The sequence below is a fragment of the Duganella sp. GW821-FHT01E12 genome (assembly GCF_059422325.1).
The window spans coordinates 72,300-93,023 of the sequence record NZ_JBWKWR010000004.1 but is presented as its reverse complement, the minus strand read 5'-3'; the positions used below and the strand labels follow the sequence as shown (position 1 = coordinate 93,023).

General features: G+C 64.1%; 17 protein-coding genes. 7 read left to right on the top strand and 10 right to left on the bottom strand.

Annotated elements, in window-relative coordinates; genetic code table 11:
• The first annotated feature begins 42 nt into the window (after positions 1-42).
• Positions 43-864 (top strand): penicillin-insensitive murein endopeptidase, encoded by an 822-nt coding sequence (locus AC07WS_RS13535; RefSeq protein ID WP_494729591.1) that lies wholly within the window; start codon positions 43-45, stop codon positions 862-864.
• Here the strand turns inward: AC07WS_RS13535 and AC07WS_RS13530 are convergent.
• The 4 genes from AC07WS_RS13530 to AC07WS_RS13515 all read right to left on the bottom strand — a co-directional run bounded on the left by AC07WS_RS13530 (position 861) and on the right by AC07WS_RS13515 (position 7,619).
• Entirely contained in the window at positions 861-1,439 is a 579-nt protein-coding gene (locus AC07WS_RS13530) for a PEP-CTERM sorting domain-containing protein (RefSeq protein ID WP_494729590.1), read from the bottom strand. The genes AC07WS_RS13535 and AC07WS_RS13530 overlap by 4 nt on opposite strands.
• Before the next feature lie 218 nt (positions 1,440-1,657).
• A complete protein-coding gene (locus AC07WS_RS13525; RefSeq protein ID WP_494729589.1) occupies positions 1,658-3,520 on the bottom strand; it encodes a glycoside hydrolase family 35 protein in 1,863 nt (620 codons plus the stop codon).
• A gap of 20 nt (positions 3,521-3,540) precedes the next feature.
• Positions 3,541-6,549: a TonB-dependent receptor gene (locus AC07WS_RS13520; protein WP_494729588.1), complete on the bottom strand. Its 3,009-nt coding sequence runs from the start codon at positions 6,547-6,549 to the stop codon at positions 3,541-3,543.
• Between the two features lie 206 nt (positions 6,550-6,755).
• Positions 6,756-7,619, bottom strand: coding sequence for an aldo/keto reductase family oxidoreductase (locus tag AC07WS_RS13515; protein WP_494729587.1), 864 nt, complete (start codon positions 7,617-7,619; stop codon positions 6,756-6,758).
• A 96-nt stretch (positions 7,620-7,715) separates the two neighbouring features.
• Between AC07WS_RS13515 and AC07WS_RS13510 the strand changes: the two genes are divergently transcribed.
• Positions 7,716-8,627 (top strand): LysR family transcriptional regulator, encoded by a 912-nt coding sequence (locus AC07WS_RS13510; RefSeq protein WP_494729586.1) that lies wholly within the window; start codon positions 7,716-7,718, stop codon positions 8,625-8,627.
• A 65-nt stretch (positions 8,628-8,692) separates the two neighbouring features.
• On the opposite strand, the gene AC07WS_RS13505 is transcribed toward AC07WS_RS13510, so the two are convergent.
• On the bottom strand, positions 8,693-9,367 hold the full coding sequence (locus tag AC07WS_RS13505) for an FxDxF family PEP-CTERM protein (protein ID WP_494729585.1): 675 nt from the start codon (positions 9,365-9,367) through the stop codon (positions 8,693-8,695).
• Positions 9,368-9,647: 280 nt separating this feature from the next.
• Here AC07WS_RS13505 and AC07WS_RS13500 point away from each other — a divergent pair, with 280 nt between their 5' ends.
• On the top strand, positions 9,648-11,750 hold the full coding sequence (locus tag AC07WS_RS13500; protein ID WP_494729584.1) for a TonB-dependent receptor plug domain-containing protein: 2,103 nt from the start codon (positions 9,648-9,650) through the stop codon (positions 11,748-11,750).
• A gap of 18 nt (positions 11,751-11,768) precedes the next feature.
• On the opposite strand, the gene AC07WS_RS13495 is transcribed toward AC07WS_RS13500, so the two are convergent.
• Positions 11,769-12,335 (bottom strand): YceI family protein, encoded by a 567-nt coding sequence (locus tag AC07WS_RS13495; RefSeq protein WP_494729583.1) that lies wholly within the window; start codon positions 12,333-12,335, stop codon positions 11,769-11,771.
• A gap of 155 nt (positions 12,336-12,490) precedes the next feature.
• Here AC07WS_RS13495 and AC07WS_RS13490 point away from each other — a divergent pair, with 155 nt between their 5' ends.
• Positions 12,491-13,393, top strand: coding sequence for a winged helix-turn-helix domain-containing protein (locus AC07WS_RS13490; RefSeq protein ID WP_494729582.1), 903 nt, complete (start codon positions 12,491-12,493; stop codon positions 13,391-13,393).
• Here AC07WS_RS13490 and AC07WS_RS13485 read toward each other — a convergent pair.
• A complete protein-coding gene (locus AC07WS_RS13485; RefSeq protein ID WP_494729581.1) occupies positions 13,338-14,477 on the bottom strand; it encodes an acyltransferase family protein in 1,140 nt (379 codons plus the stop codon). The two genes, AC07WS_RS13490 and AC07WS_RS13485, sit on opposite strands and share 56 nt — an antisense overlap.
• A 143-nt stretch (positions 14,478-14,620) precedes the next feature.
• Here AC07WS_RS13485 and AC07WS_RS13480 point away from each other — a divergent pair, with 143 nt between their 5' ends.
• Positions 14,621-15,235 (top strand): hypothetical protein, encoded by a 615-nt coding sequence (locus AC07WS_RS13480; RefSeq protein ID WP_494729580.1) that lies wholly within the window; start codon positions 14,621-14,623, stop codon positions 15,233-15,235.
• 9 nt (positions 15,236-15,244) lie between these two features.
• On the opposite strand, the gene AC07WS_RS13475 is transcribed toward AC07WS_RS13480, so the two are convergent.
• Positions 15,245-16,357: a DUF418 domain-containing protein gene (locus AC07WS_RS13475; protein ID WP_494729579.1), complete on the bottom strand. Its 1,113-nt coding sequence runs from the start codon at positions 16,355-16,357 to the stop codon at positions 15,245-15,247.
• Positions 16,357-18,339 carry a helicase-related protein gene (locus AC07WS_RS13470; RefSeq protein WP_494729578.1) on the bottom strand — a complete coding sequence of 661 codons (1,983 nt, stop codon included), beginning with the start codon at positions 18,337-18,339 and terminating at the stop codon, positions 16,357-16,359. Before AC07WS_RS13470 ends, AC07WS_RS13475 begins: the two co-directional genes overlap by 1 nt.
• A gap of 138 nt (positions 18,340-18,477) precedes the next feature.
• Between AC07WS_RS13470 and AC07WS_RS13465 the strand changes: the two genes are divergently transcribed.
• Both AC07WS_RS13465 and AC07WS_RS13460 read left to right on the top strand, forming a co-directional pair.
• Positions 18,478-18,792 (top strand): TM2 domain-containing protein, encoded by a 315-nt coding sequence (locus AC07WS_RS13465; protein ID WP_117015264.1) that lies wholly within the window; start codon positions 18,478-18,480, stop codon positions 18,790-18,792.
• Positions 18,793-18,867: 75 nt separating this feature from the next.
• Positions 18,868-19,464, top strand: coding sequence for an IMPACT family protein (locus tag AC07WS_RS13460; RefSeq protein ID WP_494729577.1), 597 nt, complete (start codon positions 18,868-18,870; stop codon positions 19,462-19,464).
• Between the two features lie 32 nt (positions 19,465-19,496).
• Here AC07WS_RS13460 and AC07WS_RS13455 read toward each other — a convergent pair whose 3' ends face one another.
• Positions 19,497-20,702 (bottom strand): DUF418 domain-containing protein, encoded by a 1,206-nt coding sequence (locus AC07WS_RS13455; RefSeq protein ID WP_494729576.1) that lies wholly within the window; start codon positions 20,700-20,702, stop codon positions 19,497-19,499.
• Positions 20,703-20,724: the final 22 nt, after the last annotated feature.

Sequence of the window (20,724 nt, the reverse complement as noted above, 5' to 3'; positions counted from 1 at the left end):
TCTGGGGGTGCATCGCCCCTTGAGTATAACAACCTGACTTCCGTGACGAAGCAAGCTAGAAGGCAAACATCTGACGAGGTGCCGCGCACCGGTGTCTGGGCCATTCGATCCTGCTTGTGGCTCAGGCACCATATCCTGAAAGCCGCAGTACTGTTTGCGCTTCCGCTGGCGCTCGCAAACGCCAGCACGTGCTACGGCACGCCGGCGAACGGCCGCCTGCAAGACGGCGTGCAGCTTCCCGCGCAGGGTAAGAATTTTGTTCCCTACAGCAGCGTCGGCGTCGCGCTGGGCCGGACCTATGTGCATCAGAGCGTCCGCGATATCGTAGTCGACGCTTACGACTCCGTGTATCAGGCCGCGCCCGACAAACGCTTCATGTACGGCGAAACAGGGCTGGCCAATGGCGGGCAAATCAAGCCGCATCACACTCATCAGGCCGGGCTATCGGTCGATTTCATGGTTCCCGTCCTCGACAGCAAGAACCAGCCGGCGCTGCTGCCGTCGAACGCGCTGAACAAGTTTGGGTATGGCCTTGAGTTTGACGCGAACGGCGTGCTGGACGACCTGCATATCGATTTTGAGGCCATGGCAGAACACCTGCACCAGTTGGCCGACGCCGCAAAAAAACGCCATGTGAAAATCGAGCGAGTGATCTTCCAAAAAGAACTGGCGGCAAGGCTGTTCCAGACATCGCGCGGGCGCGATCTGCGCACCACCCTGCCCTTCATGAAAACCACGCCGTGGGTCCGGCACGACGAACACTATCACGTGGACTTCTCGCTGCCGTGCCGTCCCCTCAGCGCCTACCGCAAACCTGGGGCGATCCCGCATGCAGCGGGATCGGGTGTGGCGGTTCAGGGTTAAGCGGCAAATTTGCGGCGAGCCATGAAACCAATCAAGCCCAGCCCGACGAGCAGCATGCCGTACGCGTCCGGCTCCGGAACCGCCGAGATGGTGAGGTTGTCAAACGCTGACTGATAAGTCTCGTTGCCGTCCGATACCGTCACCTTGTTCAGATTCGCCCAATTGAATGTCGCCAGAGTCGGCGCAACTGTCGACGACGTGACATCCATCGAATACGTCAGCGTATTTCCAACGTAGCCATCAAAGTGAGTGATGCCAGCCTTCCATGCCTTGGTAACATCAACCGACAACAGCGTGAACGCTGTCGCACTCGAGAACGACGCCGAATCGGCATTGCGGTTATAAGCGACGTTCGGCGAGGAAACCGTACCGTGCGTGTACCCCGTGTCAGGGATGAAGATTGGTCCGTTGAGCACATAAAAATTATCCCAATTGAGGCCCGCATAACCATTTGCAATTTGAGCGTAAGAACTGGTGACGATGTCGTCAAATGTGATGACAGTCGGCGCGGCGCTGGCTGCTGCGGAGGAAAGGGTTAATGCCGCAGCTAACGAAATGGAGGCGAATAATTTCATTTTTTATCCGTAGAATGTTGTTTTGATTAGTGTCAAAAAGAATATTCATTCTAACATCAAAATAATGAAATAATGACATTATTGCAAATAATTAAGCGTCGGTCAGGCACGACGAACACTATCACGTGGACTTCTCGCTGACCCATAAATCATCAGAAAGCAATGCCCGAGGCCGAGACACGGGATGGCAGCAGCCGTCCTCCCGTGCCGTTCTTAGCTCAGCGTGGCTGCGGCGTATCGAAGACCGGATCGGCCAAGCCCTGCATGGTGGTCGCGGTGGGCTGCTCGGTGGTGAACACCAACACCTCGTTGCCGCCCTCCTTCAACCACGAGCCAGGCAGATAGAGCGTCTGCTGCGGGCCGATCTCCCAGAAGCGTCCAAGGTGGTGGCCGTTGACCCATACCTGGCCCTTGCCCCAGCCTCGCGTGTCGAGGAAGGTATCCAGCGGTTTGTCCAGCTGCAGCGTGCCGCGCCAGAAGCCCGGCGCCGCAGGGTCGCCAGCCGCCGCCACAGGGAGGCGCTTCAGCGCCGCGGCATCCATCGGCAGCGGATAGACCATCCATCCCTCCAGCTCGTCCTCATTCAGCTTCACGGCGCGCGTAATGCCTTTGTTGTCGTCCACCAGCCTAGGGCCGAAGCCGATGCGCCCCATGGCCTCCACCAGCAAGTCGATCTGTGCGCCTGCCGGCAGGTCCACCGCCAGCTTGCTCTCGCCATGCCGCCGGTCCATGCGGCCGATCACGCGGCCGTCGGCAAAAATAGTGGCCTGGTCATGCAGCCCTTCCAGCACAAGGCTTCCCTTGGCCGGCGCGTCCAGGTGTTTGCGGTAAAGGATGTAGCCGTAGTTCTGGCCGAACTCCTCCATCGCCCGCACCCAGCGCGAAGGCCGGGCCTGGGACAGCATCTCCAGCTGCGGCAGCAGGCCACCCGCCGGCTTCAGCGCAAAGGCTGGCACCGCGCGCGGCTGCGGCGCCGACGGCACCGGCGGCAACGCCTCTTTCACATGCTTGCCGATGACCTCGCGCAGCGCGAGATACTTGTGCGTCGGACGGCCGGCCTCGTCCAACGCGGCGTCGTAGTCGTAGCTGGTCGTGTCGGGCATGTAGGGCTCGGTGCCCGACGAGTTGGCGCCCGCCAGCCAGCCGAAGCTGGTCCCGCCATGGAACATGTAGAGGTTGAACGAGACGCCCTGCGATAGCATCCAGTCCACCGTGCGCGCAGCCTCCTCGGGGCTTTGGCGGTGGTGCTGCTCGCCCCAGTGGTCGAACCAGCCGGCCCAGTATTCACCGGCCATGCGCGGACCTTGCTTGCGCCACGCGGCCAGCTCTTCGATGGAACCCTTGGCGTCGTCCATGCCGCCGCCGAAGTTGACGACGGCCGGCACATCGGCCAGCGTGCCGCCTTCGAACAGCCGCCCGGCGCCGCCGTCGGACGTGAACAACGGCGCGTCGAAGCCGGCCTTGCGCAGCTGCGTCCGCACGGCCCGCAGGTAGTCATGGTCGCGGCCGAAGGAACCGTACTCGTTCTCGATCTGCAGCATCAGGATGGGGCCTCCACGGCTGCTCTGCAGATCCCCCACCTCCTTCGCCAGACGCTGGAAGTAGCGGGTGCTGGCCTCCAGATAGCGCGTGTCCATGGAGCGCACGCGCAGCCCCGGCGTGCGCAGCAACCAGGCCGGGAAGCCGCCGAAATCCACCTCGGCGCACACGTAGGGACCGGGCCGCAACACGACGTTCAAGCCTTCCTCGGCGGCAGTCTTGATGAAGGTGCGCAGATCGTTCTGGCCGGAGAAGTCCCACTGTCCCGGCTGCGGCTCGTGCTGCGACCAGAAGGCATAGGTGGTCACGGTGTTGAGCCCCATCGCCCGCGCCATGCGCAGCCGTTCGCGCCAGGCCGCACGCGGCACGCGCAGATAGTGCATCTCGCCGGAGCGGATGATGTAGGGCTTGCCGTCGAGCTTGAACTGCGCGCCGTCGATGGCGAAGTGCGGCGCGCGCGCGGCCGGCGCGGCCGCCGTCGCCAGCGTGCCGGTCATGGCCAGCGCCAGCAAGATCGCCTGCAGGGGTTTCGAGTATTTCAAGGTAGCGTCTCCGGTCTAGGTCATTGGAAGTTGTAGCGCAGCGCGAACGATACCCTGCGCGGCGTCTGGTACTGGCTGGGGATGCCCCAGTTCACATCCGGCACGATCGTATTGTCCGCGTTCACATCGGCGCTGTAGGTGTTGTAGCGGTCGGTGACGCCACGGCGGTTGGTGAGGTTCTGGATGCTCACGTCGATGCTCAGCTTGTTGTGCGCGCCGACGCTGACGTCGTAGCCCACGCCCAGGTCGAACTGCCAGAAGAACGGCAGCCGTCCGCTGGTGCCGGCCGTCTTGACGCCGACCGGCGTGGTGCTGGCGTCGCAGTAGTGGCCCCAGCTGCCCCAGTTGTAGGAGAGGCTGTTCACGTCGGGCTTGAGGCCGAAGCAGCTGACCGGCTCGCCGCTGTGCATGCTCACGACGCCGCTGGTGCGCAGGCCGTTCGGGAAGTAGTAGACCCCGGACGTGGTGAACGCATGGCGCACGTCGTTGGTCAGGTTGCCGCTGGCGCCGAGCGCGGTCTCGGGGAAGTCATAGATGCCGGTCTGGCCGATGTAGCCGGCATTGCGGTTCTCCAGGTTGAGGAAGCCGTTGTCGTTGCCGAACGAGCGCGTAAAGGTGTAGCTCAGGTTGAGGTACCAGGGCTCGGCCGCGCTGCGCGCGTGGTTCGCGTCCAGCGTCAGGTGGATGTACTTGTGCTTGGGCTTGGGCAGGCCGAACGCGGAGGCCGGTATGGTCAGCGACTCCAGCTTGCCGTCGCCGCGGAAATCGCGCGTGACGGTCACGTCCTCGCCGGGGTTCAGCTCGAAGCACTCGTAGTCGCTGCGGTAGTTCGGATAGCCGTGGGCGTTGGCGTAGTCGCCGATGCCCTGGCCGTAGCAGGTGGAGTTAATAACGCGCTTGAGGTCGGCGTAGCCGAAGTCGGCCTGCCCCACCCAGCCACGGCCCAGCGCCTTTTGCACGTAGAGTTGCAACTCGTTCTGGTAAGGCGCCTTGAGGTTGGTCGTGGCCACCTGGTAGGCCTCCGGCGGAATGCCGTCGCGGCCCGGCATGGTGTAGGTGGAGCCGATCTGCGTCAGTCCCAGCGGCGCCTTGCTGACCGGGTCGATGCCGCTGTAGCGGTACCACTTGCGCTGCTCCAGATGCGACTCGCCCACGCCGAAGCTGAAGTTGGACGGCATGGCCAGCGAATAGCGGCCCAGGTTGGCGCCGACCTTCAGGCTGGAATCGCCGTTCACGTCCCACGCCACGCCCAGGCGCGGCGAGGTCATCGGGAACGAGAACAGCGGCCGCTCCAGCGCATCCTTGTTGATGAATTTGTCGAAGCGCAGTCCGCCATACAGCGTCACCCTGTCGCCCGCCTTCCAGTAGTCCTCGAGATAGGCCGCCTTGTTCTGCGACACCATGCGGCCGTACTCGCGGTTGAAGTAATAGCCCACGTACTTGCCGCCGACCTGCTCGCCGTTGGCCAGCTGCACGGCGCTCGGGCGATCGTAGTAGGTGTACCAGCCGGCCGTGGGCGTGTGCCAGTCCTGGCCGAGGAAGTGCTTGTAGAACTCGACGCCGAAAACGATCTTGTGCTGGTCCAGGTTCCAGGTCACGTCGCCCTTGTAGCCGCGGCGCCAGTAGTCGTCGGGACGGAAGTTCACCGTGCGGTCCTGGATGCCGATGTTGGTGGTCTTCTGGTTCTGGCTGTTGTACGAATCGACGTAGGGAATGTCCTCGGCGCCGTGGGCGCGGTCGTTGAGCTGACCGAGGAAGCCGCCCATCAGCCGCACCGACAAGTTGTTCGTGAGGTTGCCGTGGTAATTGGCGATCAGCATGCGCTCCGTCACCGGCGACGACGAGCTCGACGAGTAGGCGCCGACCTGGGTCGTGTAGTCCGACTGCAGGCGGTAGGTGTCGGTGCTGGTGCGGCTCCAGGTGCGCGAGCCGGTCAGGTTCAGCGTGTGGTCGTCGTTGATGTTCCAGGTCAGGTTCAGCAGCGCGTTCTTGCTGCTGGAGTCGGACACCGTCTGCCGGTTCTGGCTGTAGGTGTAGCTGCGCGACGGCAGCTTGTCGCCCAGCAGCGCGAAGGCGAACAGCTTGTCCTTGATCAGCGCGCCCGAGGCCCACAGGTAGTTCGTCGTGCTGGCCTCGGTGCGGTTGTTGGAGGCGTAGCGATAATAGCCGCCCTGGCCGTCGCGGATGTCCTTTTCCGGCGGCATCAGATTGCCCGACGTGCCCGGCGTGTAGTACAGCGAGTAGCCGGCCTGGAACTTGTTCGTCCCCTGGCGCACGGTCTGCGCCATGATGCCGCCGGTGGCGTTGGTCCACGAGGCGCCGAAGTTCCCCGCCATCACCTCCGTGTCCTGGATCGCCTCGCGCGGCAGGCGGTTGGCGCCCAGCAAAGTGCGGTCGTTGGTGGTGTCGAACTCGTTGAGGTAGTAGCGGTTCTCCGCCGGCGAGGCGCCGCCGAGCTGCACCAGCCCGGTCGTGTTCTGGTCGTAGCGCACGTTGGAGCGCAGGCGCGCGATGGATTCGGCGTTGGCCGCCCCGCCGAGCGGCAGCGTATTGATCAGCTCGCGGCTGTAATGGCTCGACAGCTCCGGGGTGGACACGTCGATCGGGAGCACCGCCGTCTGCGCCGAGTGGCCGCTCACGGTGACGATGGCCTGCGCGTCCTTGCCGCCCTGGTTTTCCGCCGCGACGGCAACCACCGCCGTTTCGCTGTTCGGCTTCACGCTGACCAGGCGCTCGCCGATGACCGTCTCGCCCCGTTTGAAGGTGACGGTGTAGAGGCCGGGGTTGAGGCCCGACGTCTTGTAGCGCCCCTGCGCATCGATTTGCAGGTCGCGCCTGAAGCCGGTCTGCGCGCTCGTGACCGTCACGCTCATTTTCTCGGCGGCTGTACCTTCCGGTACCGAACCGTACAAGCCGCCGGTGATCGATTGGGCGTGGGCGCCGTGCATCAAGGCGCCGGTGGACAGCAGGCTCAGGACAAGCAGAGATTTACAAACAGCGGCAACGCGTACCCCAGGTGACTTCTTCATGCAGACTCTCCCGATTTGTTTCGTTATCTTTCTCTTTCGTAAATTAACCACGGTCAAATGTAGGATACAAATAATTCACGGTCAACAAAAAGAAAGAATATCGACAAATCAGGGAGATTCCTTACACAAAAACCTTTCGATTGACAATATCGACGAACTTACAACTTTCGTTTAGTTGCAAAACCACAACAGCGACGGTGCGCGGCTCAGCGCGGCGCCATGCGATCCAGTTCGGCGAGCGCGTCATCGGGCAGCACGAAGGAACCCGCCGCGATATTCTCGCGCAAATGCGCCAGCGACGACGTCCCCGGAATCAACAGGATGTTGGGCGAGCGGCGCAGCAGCCACGCCAGCGCCACCTGGTTGGGCTGCGCCTGCAACCGTGCGGCGACGGCCGACAAGGTCGCCGACTGCAACGGCGAAAATCCACCCAGCGGAAAGAACGGCACGTAGGCGATGCCATCCTTCGCCAGCGCATCGATCAGGGCGTCATCCTGACGATGCGCCAGGTTGTAGTGATTCTGCACGCAGACGATCTCGCACATCCCGCGCCCTTGCGCCACCTGCGCCGCCGTGACGTTGCTTAAGCCGATCTCGCGCACCAGGCCCTGGCGCTGCAGCTCGGCCAGCGCGGTCAGCGGTTCCTCGATCGAGCCCTCGGCTGGCTGCATCGGATCGATCATCACGCGCAGGTTCACCACCTCCAGCACGCCCAGGCCCAGGTTGCGCAGGTTGTCGTGTACTGCCTGCCTCAGTTCATCGGGCGAGCTGGCGGCCAGCCAGGAGGCATCCGCTCCGCGCCGCGCGCCGATCTTGGTGGTGATGATCAGATCGTCGCGATAGGGGTGGAGCGCTTCGCGTATCAACTGGTTGGTGACGTGGGGGCCGTAGAAGTCGCTGGTGTCGATATGATTTATACCGTTTTCGACAGCCGCCCGCAGCACGGCCAAGGCGCCGGCGCGGTCGGCCGGCGGGCCGAAAACGTGCGGGCCGGCGAGCTGCATGGCGCCGTAGCCCACCCGGTTGACCGTGCGGCTGCCGAGCTTGAAAGTGGTGTAGGACTGGTGCATTTGAATTCCTTCTGTTTGAACAGAGGCCAGTGTAGACGCGCAGCCGGCGTTCGATAAGTAGGTATAATCAACACACCCCGTACGAAAATCCGCACAGTGAAAATAGACCTCGCCGACCTCACCGCGTTTCTCGCCGTCGCCAATGCAAAAGGCTTCCGTGAAGGCGCACGCGCCAGCGGGCTCAGCGCATCGGGACTCAGCGAGGCGGTGCGCCGCCTGGAGGCGCAAGTCGGCGTGCGGCTGCTCCACCGGACCACGCGCAGCGTCGCCACCACCGAAGCGGGCGAACGCCTGCGGACCCGGCTCGGCGCCGCGCTGACGGAAGTGGAGGCCGCGCTCGATGCCGTCAACGATTACCGCGGCCGTCCCAGCGGCACGCTCAAGCTCAACGTCCCCGTCAGCGGGGCGCGGCTGATACTGCCGTCGCTCGTCCCGCGCTTCCTGGCCGCCTATCCCGAGATCCGGCTCGACATCACTGCTGACGATAATTTCGTCAACGTGCTGGAGGCAGGCTGCGACGCCGGCATACGCTACGACGAGCGCCTGGAGCAGGACATGATCGCGGTTCCCATCGGCCCGCGCATCCAGCGCTTTGCCGCGGCCGCGTCGCCCTCCTACCTCGGCCGGCGCGGACACCCCGGCCATCCGCGCGACCTGCTGCAGCACGACTGCCTGCGCCTGCGCTTCGCCGGACGGGCCATGCCGCCATGGGAATTCACCCGCGACGGCGAGACCTTGCAGATCGACGCCGAAGGTCCGCTGCATGTGCAGAGCGGGGCGATCGCCGACCTGTTGGTGGACGCGGCGATCGGCGGCAGCGGCATCGTGTATCTGTTCGAGGACTGGTTGCGCCCCCATTTCGCCAGCGGCGCCTTGGTGCCGGTGCTTGAGCCGTGGTGGCTGTCGTTCTCCGGCCCCTTCCTCTACTACCCGGGGCGCCGGCTGGTGCCGGAACCGCTGCGCGCCTTCATCGACTTCATTCGGGAAGCCGATCAGCCGCAGCAGTAGCCATGCAACAAAAGCCGCGCAAAATCAAACGCCAGCAAGCTGGCGTTTGATTTTGCGTGAAGCGCTTATTTGGCGCGGCGGCGGCGGGCGACGAAGCCGATCAGGCCCAGGCCGGCCAGCAGCATGCCGTAGGTTTCCGGCTCAGGCACGGGCGACGTGAAGTACGACCGCTCTCCAGTGTAGAAACCGATATTCGAGAAGCCGGGAATGCTGTCCGGGCTCTTGACGTTGTTGAGCCAATTGATGGCCCAGCTGCCGGTCAGCTTCTGGCCGGCCAGGATGGCCTGGTCGTTAAACAGGAAGCTGCCGACGTTGTTACCGGCATGGAAGGACAAGGCCAGGTCCAGCGTGGTGTTCTTGGTCGCGCTGGTGTTGGTGACCGTCCAGGTACCACTGATGTGGTTGGCCGCCTCCGTGAAGGAGAAGGTCAGGCCGTCGGTCGGTGCCTTGTCGAAGAACGTCAGCGAGTTGGTCTTATCGTTGAATTCGACCGTCTCAGCCAGGCTCCAGCCCTTGGCTGCCGTACCGGAAGCGCTCACAAAGGCGCTGTCGAAACCCTGGGTCGACTGGATGGGGTTGAAGTTGGCCCCCAGGACCAGCACGTACTTGTCCGCATTGTCCCCGGCCAGCTTGACGTCTTTCGCGCTGGACGTGCCAGGACCAGAATGGGGATTACCAGCCTGCGCGACAGCGGCGACAAGGGCGGTGCTCAACAAGGCAATTTTAAAGGTGGTTTTCATTGTATGGTTCTGGCAAGGTTGGCAAAAATTTCTATTTTGAAATTTAAATTTCCTGAATGCAGGACCGAAAGATATCAGCCTTGCCAGATAAGTGCAAGAAATATATTTGTAAGTTCTACAATGCAACAAATTCAGCCCAGGCGCCCCGTCAGCCGGGCCCGCCTCCTGATGCGCTTTGACAACAGTCAATTGTTAAAGAGCCAAGCGCCGTGTATTGTGGAGCATCTGCTGTTGCTCGACTTTCGAAATGAAACCGCTCCTTTTTCCGCGCGCTGCACGCATGGCAGATTTTCCACCAGCCTGGCTGGTCGCCCTGGCTTTGACGGCCTGGCATCCCCTGTCGCTTGCAGCAGCCCAGCCGGAGGATGAAGACCTCGCCCTGTACGGCATGGACCGCTCCGCCATCAGCCTGGCCACCGGTTCGGCCCAGCCGCTGCGCCGCGCGCCGGCGGTTGCCTCCGTGGTCACGGCCGAGGACATCGCCGCGATGGGCGCCACCGACCTGGACCATGTGCTGGAGGCGGTGGCCGGCATCCACGTCACGCGGGTGGCGACCATGTATGCGCCCAACTACATCATCCGCGGCATCGGCGCGGGCGGCGTCACCAATCCCCAGGTGCTGGTGCTGCTCAACGGCCTGCGCATGAACACCGACTACAACGGCGACAAGGGAAATATGTGGGCCAGCATGCCGCTGACCAACGTGGCGCGCATCGAGATCATCCGCGGCCCCGGCTCCGCGCTGTACGGCGCCGACGCATTTGCCGGCGTCATCAACATCATCACCAAGACGGCGGAACAAATGCCGGGGCTGCGCGTGGGCGCGCGGGCCGGCTCGTTCAACGCGCGCGACGCCTGGCTCGAATACGGCCACAAGCAAGACCAACTGTCCATCGCCGCGTTCCTGCAGGTGGGCCGCACCGACGGCGCCGGCACGCTGGTCGAAGCCGATGCGCAAACGCTGAACGACCGCCGCTTCGGCACGCATGTGAGCAAGGCCCCCGGCCCGATGAACACGGGCTACAAGGCCTACGACGGCAGCCTCGACCTGTCCTGGCAGCGCTGGCGCTGGCGCACCAACCTGAAGTGGCGCAGCGACGTCGGCACCGGCCTCGGCGTCAATTCGGCGCTCGATCCCGACCACACCCCGCGCAGCGGCTATGCGGCCAGCGAGCTGTCGTGGACCGCGCCCGACTTCGCCAACGACTGGGGCGTGGGCGGTTCGCTGAGCTATATGTTTTTCACCGAGCAATCGCCGGACGGCTTGGGCTTGTTCCCGGCCGGCGCGCGCATCGGCCCCAACCTGTTCCCGAACGGCATGATCGGCGGCCCCGGCCGCTGGGAACGCAATCTGCGCAGCTCGGCCTTTGCCACTTATAGCGGCATCAGCCGGCACGCGCTGCGCCTGGGCGCGGGCCACGACGACCTCTACCTGTACGGGGTCGAGACGCTGAAGAATTTCCTGATCAGTCCGGTAGGCATACCGATCCCGACCGGCGCCGTGATCGACTACGGCCCCATCCAGCCGCACATCCGGCCGCAGCGCCGCAAGATCAACTACGTCTACGCGCAGGACGAGTGGCAGTTCGCGCGCGACTGGGCGCTGACGGCCGGCGTGCGGCACGACGACTACTCCGACTTCGGCGGCACCACCAACCCGCGCCTGGCGCTGGTGTGGGACGCCGACCTCGACATCACGGTCAAGCTGCTGCACGGCCGCGCCTTCCGCTCGCCCAGCTTCAACGAACAGACCGGCATCAACCCGGTCAACATGGGCAACCCGCAGGTGCGGCCGGAGGCCATCACCACCACCGAGGCCGCGCTGGCCTGGCAGGCGCGCGCCGACCTGAACATCAATCTCAGCCTGTTCCGCTACACGCTGAAAGACCTGATACGCTCCGTGCCCAACCCGGCGCCGGCGCCCGGCGCCACCTACCAGAACAGCGGCGGCATCGACGGCAACGGCGGCGAAGTCGAACTGGCGTGGGAGCTCAATCCCGGCCTGCGCTGGCAGGCCAACTACGCGCGCCAGAACGCGCACGACACGGCCACCCACAGCGATCCGGGCTACGCGCCGCGCCATCACGCCAACACCCGCCTGGACTGGACCCTCGGCCCGGGCTGGCAATTCAGTCCGCAGCTGAACTGGGTCGCGGGCCGGCGCCGCCCGTCCGGCGACGCGCGCGCGCCCGTTGCCGACTACCGCACCGTGGATGCGTCCCTCACCCGGCAGCTGCCGCACGGCTGGACCGTGACCGCCACCGTGCGCAACCTGTTCGATGCCGACGCGCGCGAGCCCAGCCTGGCGCCGGGCCTGGCGCTGCCGTTCGACATCCCGGTATCGCCGCGCACCGTGGCGGTTCAGCTCAGCGTCAAGCTGTGACGGGCGCCGGGCCGCTGCTTACGAGCCTTCCGAATTCGCGCCCAGCGTGATGTGAACCGTCAATTCCCGCGCCGTGTTCGGGAAATACTTGTTGACGCCGAAATCAGCGCGGTTCAGCTTGACCATCGCCTCGAAGCCGGCCTCGGTCTCCTTCCCCATCGGGTCGCGCTTGATCTTGTTGATCCTGCCGTCCAGGACCACCAGCCTGGTCACACCGTGCAGCGACAGATTGCCGCTGATCTTCAGGCTGTCCATCGGCCCTTGTTCGATCCTGGTGCTCTTGAAGGTGATGTCGGGGAAGGTGGCGGCGTCGAGAAACTCGGCGGTTTTCAGCTGCTGGTCGAGGGCGGCGACCGCGGTGTGCAGGCCGTCGACCGCCAGCTTCACCGAGACCGAGGACTTGCTCAAGTCCTCATCCAGCACCAGTTGGCCTTCGATCTTCTCGAAGCGGGCCACCGGGTTGGTGTAGCCGTGATGGTCCCAGCTGAAGACGACGGCGCTGTGATAGGGATCGATCGTCAGCGTCTCCGCACAGACGGCAGGCAGGGCGATCAGCGAGAACAGCGGCAGCAAGAGGTATTTCATCGGGAACTCCTTCAATGTGGTGAGCCGCCACAATGCCGCCGGCGGCGCCGCAAGTCCTGAAATTCGTCTGAAAGAGTTCTGAAAGTCTCTGAAATGCGCGGCGCAAGGGCGGGCTATAATGCAACGCTATCAAAAATACAAATCTTCGGAGCGGCATGGAAACTTCAGCGATGGCCAAGTTCCGCGTCGGGGCATGGTGTGTGGACACCGCGTCGGGCGAGATGGCGCGCGGCGGCGACTCCGTGCGGCTCGATCCGCGCACCCTGCGCCTGCTGCTCTGTCTGGCCGGGCGCGCGGGTGAGCTCGTCAGTGCGGACGAGCTGCTGAGCCAGGTCTGGCCGGGCGTGATCGTCACGCCCGATTCGGTGTACCAGGCGATCGCCTCGCTGCGGCGCGTGCTGGGCGAGGCCAGCTACATCGTCACCGTGCCGCGCCAGGGCTACAAGCTGGTGGCCGAGGTCGGCCCCTGGCGCGAGCCGGACCAGCTCGCCGCGCCGGCCGCGCCCCCGCCACCGCCCTCGCACGCCACGCGCAGCCGCCTGGTGTTCCTGGCCACGGCCTGCATCCCGATTTTGATCGGCATCGTCTTCTGGCTGCACAACACGCTGGCGACCGAGCGGCACGCCACGGCGCCCGCGCTGCCGCCGCAGAAGTCGATCGCCGTGCTGCCGTTCGCGGACCTGACCGACGGCATGTCCAATGAAACCTTCGCCGACGGCATGACCGAGGAACTGATCGGCAGGTTCAGCAAGCTGCCGGGCTACAAGGTGCCGGCGCCCAGCGCGGCGTTTTACTTCAAGGGCAAACCGGCGCCCGTCGCCGAGATCGCGGGCAAGCTGGGCGTGCTCTACATCCTCGACGGCAGCGTGCGCAAATCGGGCAACACCTTACGCGTCGCGGCGCGCCTGATGAAGGCAGACAACGGCTTCGTCCTGTGGTCGGAAACCTATGACAAGCCGGTCGACGACTTGCTGATGGTGCAGGACGATATCGCCGAGGCGGTCACGACAGCACTGAAGGCAACGATAGACCGGGGCGCTGGCGGCCCTTCGCGGTAGCCAGCTGGACGGCGCGTCCCAGCGGCGTTTCCACCCAGCGGAAAAACGCGGCGCCGGCGGCCAGGCTGGCGGCCCACGCGAGCAGCATGCCGCCGCCCTGCCACAGCGGCCCCTCCGGCACGAAGCGGCTGAACGCCGCGTTGACCAGCAGGCAGACCGGGAAATGGATCAGGAACACTGAGTACGATATCCGCCCCAGGCCGTTGACGACGGCCCAGGCGCGTCCGGCCGACACCGTCTCCGCGCGGCCGAACAGGTACAGCAGGCAGGCGACCACCAGCGCCAGCGCGATGCGGCTGCGGAAATCCAGGAACAAGGCCGCCGACACCGGCAACAGCGCCATCGCCAGCAGCAGGGCCACGGCGCCGGGCGCGCGGCGGCGGTCGCTGGCCCACCACGCCATCATGCCCAGGCCGTAGCTGCCGAAGAAATACGGCGCCCAGTTGTCCCAGTCGGGGTCGAGGTTGAAATGCAGCAGCGATACCGTGATGCCCAGCATGGCCATGGCCGGCACCAGCCACGGCATGGCGCGCTGGCCTGCCACGCGGCCCGCCAGCCACAGCGCCACGGCCGTGAGCGCATACAACTGGAAATCGATGGCGACATACCAAGCGCCGGCCGACAAGGAGGGATAGCCCAGCACGCCATGCAGCAGCAGCGCATGGGCGCTCAGCTGGCTCAGGGTGGCCGGCGCGGAGACCGAGCTGTGGGTCATCCAGTTGCCGGCCCAGGAGGAGGCGACGGCGGCCAGCAGGGTGGCGGCCATGAACGGCGGCGCCAGCTTGGCGTAACGCCGGCGGATCGCACCCAGCGGATCGGCCAGCCCGGCGGCACCGGCCGGCGACAGCGATTTGGCCAGCAGGAAGCCGCTGATGACGAGGAACACCTGCACGGCGATGCGCGCAGTACCGGCCAGCCAGTCGATCAATTCCGGCATCAGCGGCCGCACCTGATCGGACATCGGGCCGTAAAACGCCAGATGGTGCAGGACAATCAACTGCGCCGCACCGGCCTTCAACAGATTAATCAAACCAAACTGCGGCGGAACCGCGCCGGCCCCTCCCCTTGCTGCATTCATTCCCATTCCTAAACATCCAGCTTACGCCAACCGGCCGCCATGATAGCCGAGCTTGGCAGCTTGATGGCGCATGGTTGGTGAGAAAGTACGTATTTCTCCATGGCATCATTGCTGTATTATTCAGCCCAATATTGCATAAAGGGCACAAAATGTTATTCATCTGGGGCAAACGGAGCTATGGCTCGGTACAAAACGTCGGCAATATCTCGATCAAGACCGTCTTCGGCCATCTCTGGTACCTGCCTTTGATACCAAGGGCCAGCTACTACGTCGAGAGCAAGACCAACGCTTGCTATGAACTGAACGGCTTGAACTGGCGCTCGGTGCTGTGCGGCTACCTGCGGGTCTGGCTGCCGGTGGCCGTCGTCATCGCCCTGCTGTTTGCGCGCGACCCGATTTCCGACCGCGTCAGCCTGGGCGGCATGGCCGTCGCCGTCCTCGGTATCGCGGCCTTCATCGGCACCTACCTCTACGACAAGAAGACCAGCGTGCAGGACATCGTCAAGCTGCGCGGCCTGATGCAGCAGCACTTCGGCGTGGCGATCGATCCGTACGACTGCCTGGTCAATCTGCAGCAGGAAATCGACCGCAAATCCCACGCCGGCGCCACCGAATCGCTGGACCCGCACTGGTACAAGGAAGCCATCAAAGATGCCTTCGCCAACAAGCAGACGCTGGAACTGGCCCTGCTGCGCGCCCGCTGCGACCAGCACGACCAGCCGCTCCAGCAGCTGGTGCTGAACAAGGTCGCGCGCGCGGCCTGAGCGCCCGCCTCAAGCCGTGCGGCGCATGGGCTGCACGGCGCCGTACATCATGGTCCGCCACAACCACTCCAGCGGCCCGTAGCGATAGTGGCGCAGCCACCAGGCACTGAACGCCATCTGCGCCGCGTACACACCCAGTCCGAGCAGGAACACCGGCGCGGCGCCGAGGCGGCCGAACTGCCCCAGCCCATAGCCGAAGAAGATGTAGCCGAAGATCAGCGATTGGGCGATGTAGTTGGTGAACGCCATCCGGCCGAGGGGGGCGAAGGCGCGCAACAGACGGCCCTGTGCCAGCAACAGCACCGTCGCCGCATAGCCGGCGGCCAGCAGGGTCTGGCCCATGCCCGCCGCCATGTCGAGCACCGACAACGCCGCGCCGCCCGCCACGCCAAGCACGGCGACGGCGGTCAACAAGCGCCGATGCTCGCCCGGCTGCCGCGCAACACCGCTACGCCACGCCAGCGCGCCCAGCAGGAACAAGGCCAGCGTCCGCGGGAAGACGTAGAGGTGCAAGGGCAGCAGGTAGGGCAGCTCGTCAAGGCTGAAGCGGCGCAGCTCGGCAAAGCTGCCCGATGCGCAAACCTGGTTGGCCAGCGCCACATGCTGCTCAAACCACGCGGCTTCCGGCCAGGGTATCCCGACCGGCACCACGGCGATGAACAGATACAGCGCAAACAGGCACGCCGCCGCGAGCGCCAGCGCCCAGACCGGCGCCGCCAGCAAGGGCAACACCAGCAAGCCGCCCAGCGCGTATTCGGTCAGGATATCGCCGTTCCAGATCAGCAGCAGATGCACCAGGCCGAACACCAGCAGCACGGCCAGCCGCCGCGTCAGCCAATAGCGCGGACGACCGGTTCCCGCCAGCCGTTCGAACTGCACCGCCAGCCCCAGGCCGAACAGAAAGGAAAACACCGCGAAGGCCTTCATCTCGAAGCCGGCGCGCACCAGCGTTTCGACCCAGCCATCGAGCATGCCGGTGGCCGGATCGGGCGGCAGAAACTGCTGGAAGATCGACACCCGGAATTCGGACACCAGGTTCACCATCAGCACGCCGAACAGCGCGATGCCGCGCAGGATGTCAATCGCGTCAATGCGCTCGCTGGCGCCGTCGCCGTGCGCCATCAGCGCCGGAACTTCTTCGGCTGGCGCTTGCGCAGCGCGGAGTTCTGATCCTGCAGCAGCGCGTCCACGCGCTCGGACGCCTGGCGCGACAACTGCTGTGCGCGCTCGGTATCGGGGAAGTAGTCGGGCTGCCGGTAGGCCAGCCAGGCGTAGGCCGAATACATGCGGCAGGCGTCCTCCACCTCCTGCAGCGACATGTAGTGCAAGGGCACCTGCTCGGTCTTGATCGGCGTGATCTTCTTGGCGGCCAGCGCTGTGGCCCAGTGCTCCCACGCGCGCTGCAGCGACGGCACCTTGGACGAGATCGGCACCAGCGACAGCGCGAACTTCTCCGCCACCGTCAGCTCCAGCGTGTCGAGCCAGGCCGCGCGCTCGAACTGGTCCTCGGTGATGCGCGGATAGAAGAAACCGTCCGGCACGTCGATGTTGTGCACAAAGCGCTTGAGCAGCTTGGCCAGCGCGTGCTCGTTGGTCACCGACGAGATCCGGTGCAGATGCTCCAGCGTCGGCGCCACGGCGAAGCCGGTGGTCTTGAGCGGCACCGGCTTCTCCTTCAGCAGCGAGCGCATCACGTTGTGGGTCTCGTTGTCGTAGCCGGCCACCAGGCCTTCCTCGTGCACGCCGAAGCGCCCCGCCCGGCCGGCGATCTGGCGCGCCAGCGCGGCCGGGATCTCTTCCTCCTCGTAGCCGTTGTACTTGACCGAGGTGGTCATCACGATGCGCGCGATCGGCATGTTCAGGCCCATCGCGATCGCGTCCGTGCCCACCACCACGTCGGCCGCGCCGTCGCGGAAGCGCTGGGCCTGCGCGCGCCGCACCTCCGGCGACAGGTTGCCGTACACGGTGGCCACCGACAGGCCCAGCTCGGTCACCATGTCGCGCCACATCAGCACCTCGCGGCGCGAGAAGCAGATCACCGCGTCGCCGCGCCGCAGATTGCTCAGCTTGCGCACGGCGCTCGGCTCCATCGACAGCGGGCCTTTGCGCTTGAGCACGTGGACTTCCAGTTCGCACTCCAGCCGCTCGGCCAGCACCTCGATGGCGCGCCGCGCTTCCGGCGCGCCCACCAGGTACACCACCTGCGCCGGCGCGCCGCAGACGGCGGCGGTCCAGGCGGCGCCACGGTCGCGGTCGGCCAGCATCTGGATTTCGTCGATCACCGCCACGTCGACCGGGGTGCGGGTGTCGAGCATCTCCACCGTGCTGGCCACGTGCGTGGCGCCGGCCACCAGGCGGCGCTCCTCGCCCGTCACCAGGCTGACGGCCAGCGGCTTGCCGTGCGCCTCCATGGCCTGCAGGCGTTCGTAGTTTTCCAGCGCCAGCAGGCGCAGCGGCGCCAGGTAGACGCCGCTGGGCGCCTTGGCCAGCGCTTCGATCGCCTGGTGGGTCTTGCCGGAATTGGTCGGGCCCAGCAGCGCGATGAAACGCCGCTTCATGCGCCGCGCCACGTCGAACGAGGCGGGATACTCGGCCAGGTTGATGCTCTGGCGGGTGCGCTCGGCGTGCTGCTCCTCCATGTCGCGCTCGACGGCGTGCTCCAGACGCTGCCGGATGCGGTCGAACACGATGCCGGCCGGCTCGGAAATCTGCATGTCGGCCAGTGCGCCCAGGAAAGGTTGCGCATCGAGGCCGCAATCGTCGCAGGCGTCGGCCATCTCCTGCACGAAGACGCCGACATAGCCGCGCAGCTCTTCGCCGACCGCGTCGCTGGCGCGCTCCAGCAGCAGCTGGGAGCGGGTGTCCGCATCCATCTTGCGCCACTTGGACGCCTTGGCCAGCACGCCCTGCGCCGGCACCAGGTCATACGGCACTTGCAAGCCCTGGTACGACACCACTCCGCTCAGCCGCAGGAACACGCGGCCCTCCTGCCGCGCCAGCACGACGCCCTTGGCGTTCAGGCCGAGCCGGCGCATCAGGTCGTCGTCTTCCCCCTGATCGCTGTCTGTGGCGGAGTGGTGCGGCGCGGGAGAGGAATTGCTCATATGGGATGGTCTGGTAGGTGGGCTGGAATTTTAGCAGATCGTTACAGTTGGTGAGAAAGCTAAGGCGGCTGCCCACCTATAATATTCCGCCTAGGCAATCCAGCCTACAACAACATAGACAAAACAAAAAGGGAAAACATGGGCATGGTATTCTGCCGCGGTTGCGGCAAAGAGATTCACGAGACAGCACCGACTTGCCCACATTGCGGCGCGCCGCAACATGCCAGCGCCGCCTCCGGCCCGCGTTCGGACAAGGATTATGTCGTCACCGTGCTGCTGTGCTTTTTCCTGGGCGTATTGGGCGTGCACCGCTTTTACGTCGGCAAAATCGGCACCGGCCTGTTAATGCTGTTCACTTTCGGCGGCTTCGGCATCTGGGCGCTGATCGATTTTATTATCGTCGTCCTCGGCAACTTCACCGACAGCGACGGCCTCAAAATCAGCAACCGCTAAGCGCGTTTTTGTCTTTCCTCCGGATTTCTGGCACCATAGCCCGGTTTATACCGCCGCCGTGCCAGAAATCCCGCCATGCCCTTCTCCATCGCCACAGCCGTTCACCACGAATTGCTGATTAAAAAAAGCCGCTTTATTGCCTGCGTTCAGCCCATGACGGATCGGAGCGCCGCGCAAAAAGTGGTGGCCGAATTATGGGCGCAACATCCGGGCGCCGCCCACGTCTGCTGGGCATTATTAGCCGGGGGCCAATCTGCCGCGGTCGACGACGGCGAACCGAGTGGAACCGCGGGCCGCCCCATGCTCGACGTATTACGCCACCAGGACCTGGAAGGTGTATTAGCCACCGTGGTGCGGTATTTCGGCGGTGTTAAATTGGGTGCCGGCGGTCTGGTGCGCGCTTATACCGACAGCGTGGCCCAGGCATTATTAAAATCCGAGAAAATCGCGATTATCAAGCTGCATTATCTGACCTGCACCGCGCCTTATGCGATGGAAGGCCTGGTTCGCCGCGAAATTGAACTGGCCGGCGCCAGCCTCGATAATGTGGCGCATTCCGACCACGTGCAGTTCGAATTCAGCCTACCCGAAAGCGCAGCCGCGCCTTTAATCAGCCGATTGAATGAGGCCGGCCATGGCCGCATTCATTGGATCGCTCCCGACGACGAATAAGACCTTGATCAGCCATCGCCGCCGCTCGCCCTTCACAAGCTGTTTTTTGGTATATTCGCGCCAATATTTGGCATGGCTTCGCTCCGGGCGCCGATCCAGGTGGCTTTGTGCCACAGCGTTTCAAGCGGCCCCTGCTTGTGCCGGGCCAGCCACCAGACGCTGAACTGCCGTTGCAGCACCGCCAGCGTCAATCCTATCGCCAGCGCGAAACTGGCGCCGGTATATTGATACATCCCCAGGCCGAAGCCATAATAAATCGACGTGCCGACAATGGATTGCACCACATAACTGGTTAAACTCATGCGGCCCAACGGCGAGAATATGCCCAACCAATTGCCCGCATAAGACAGCAGCGTGAAGCCGGATACCAGCACCGCCATGAACGCCACATTCGACCACGACGTCACTATCACCAATAAAGGCCGGCGCAGCGCGGCGCCGATATGCCACAGGTCGGGATTACTTTTCAAAAGATAGAGCGGCATAAACGCCAGGACAGCAATGACCAGTGTTTTACACCAGAATATCTTGTTCGGAATGGAGGGAATAAACAGCCCTTTTCTGCCCGCCAACATACCCAACATAAATAAAGCCGGAATCTGGAATATGCGGCCATTTTCCCAACTCCAGCGTATGACGCCGATTTTGCCGTTGCTTAAATTTCCCAGCCAGACGTCGAGTGCGGAACCATGCGCCATGTATTTTTCTGCGCGGCCGAAATATGCCCATGACGCCGGATCGGCGAGTTTCTCGTCCGGATTGGGCAGCGCCTGGAAGAATTCGACCCAGGCGTGCGGCAATAACAATAACAACACAGCGACACATAACACCGCGCCGCTGCGCAAACGCGCCACCGGAATCAGCGCCAGGCCCAATACGGCATAAATACTGAGGATGTCGCCGTGATAAAACATGGAATTGAACAGGCCGAATCCCAGCAATAACACCATGCGCCAGGCAAAGCGGGCGCGGAAATCTTCGCCGCGCAGTTCGCGGTTGTGATCCTGGATGTAGAACGTCAGCCCGAACAGCAGCGCAAAGATCGCGTACGACTTGCCGCCGAACAGGAAGAACAGGCTGTCCCAGATCATCTTGTCCACCGCCACCAGCCAGGCCGGCAAGCCGGCGGGAACAAAATAGAAATCGAAGTGCTCGATATTGTGCAGAAGCATGATCGAGACAATGGCGAAGCCGCGCAGGGCGTCGATCACGTCCAGACGGGAAGAGTTGGCGCGCATGATGTTCCATCAACCTTGGCAA

Excerpts from the sequence above, each read along its gene's own strand:
- AC07WS_RS13530 (WP_494729590.1), bottom strand. The coding sequence starts at position 1,439 with ATGAAATTATTCGCCTCCATTTCGTTAGCTGCGGCATTAACCCTTTCC.
- AC07WS_RS13520 (WP_494729588.1), bottom strand. The coding sequence starts at position 6,549 with ATGAAGAAGTCACCTGGGGTACGCGTTGCCGCTGTTTGTAAATCTCTG.
- AC07WS_RS13515 (WP_494729587.1), bottom strand. The coding sequence starts at position 7,619 with ATGCACCAGTCCTACACCACTTTCAAGCTCGGCAGCCGCACGGTCAAC.
- AC07WS_RS13505 (WP_494729585.1), bottom strand. The coding sequence starts at position 9,367 with ATGAAAACCACCTTTAAAATTGCCTTGTTGAGCACCGCCCTTGTCGCC.
- AC07WS_RS13500 (WP_494729584.1), top strand. The coding sequence starts at position 9,648 with ATGGCAGATTTTCCACCAGCCTGGCTGGTCGCCCTGGCTTTGACGGCC.
- AC07WS_RS13495 (WP_494729583.1), bottom strand. The coding sequence starts at position 12,335 with ATGAAATACCTCTTGCTGCCGCTGTTCTCGCTGATCGCCCTGCCTGCC.
- AC07WS_RS13490 (WP_494729582.1), top strand. The coding sequence starts at position 12,491 with ATGGAAACTTCAGCGATGGCCAAGTTCCGCGTCGGGGCATGGTGTGTG.
- AC07WS_RS13485 (WP_494729581.1), bottom strand. The coding sequence starts at position 14,477 with ATGGGAATGAATGCAGCAAGGGGAGGGGCCGGCGCGGTTCCGCCGCAG.
- AC07WS_RS13480 (WP_494729580.1), top strand. The coding sequence starts at position 14,621 with ATGTTATTCATCTGGGGCAAACGGAGCTATGGCTCGGTACAAAACGTC.
- AC07WS_RS13475 (WP_494729579.1), bottom strand. The coding sequence starts at position 16,357 with ATGGCGCACGGCGACGGCGCCAGCGAGCGCATTGACGCGATTGACATC.
- AC07WS_RS13470 (WP_494729578.1), bottom strand. The coding sequence starts at position 18,339 with ATGAGCAATTCCTCTCCCGCGCCGCACCACTCCGCCACAGACAGCGAT.
- AC07WS_RS13465 (WP_117015264.1), top strand. The coding sequence starts at position 18,478 with ATGGGCATGGTATTCTGCCGCGGTTGCGGCAAAGAGATTCACGAGACA.
- AC07WS_RS13460 (WP_494729577.1), top strand. The coding sequence starts at position 18,868 with ATGCCCTTCTCCATCGCCACAGCCGTTCACCACGAATTGCTGATTAAA.
- AC07WS_RS13455 (WP_494729576.1), bottom strand. The coding sequence starts at position 20,702 with ATGCGCGCCAACTCTTCCCGTCTGGACGTGATCGACGCCCTGCGCGGC.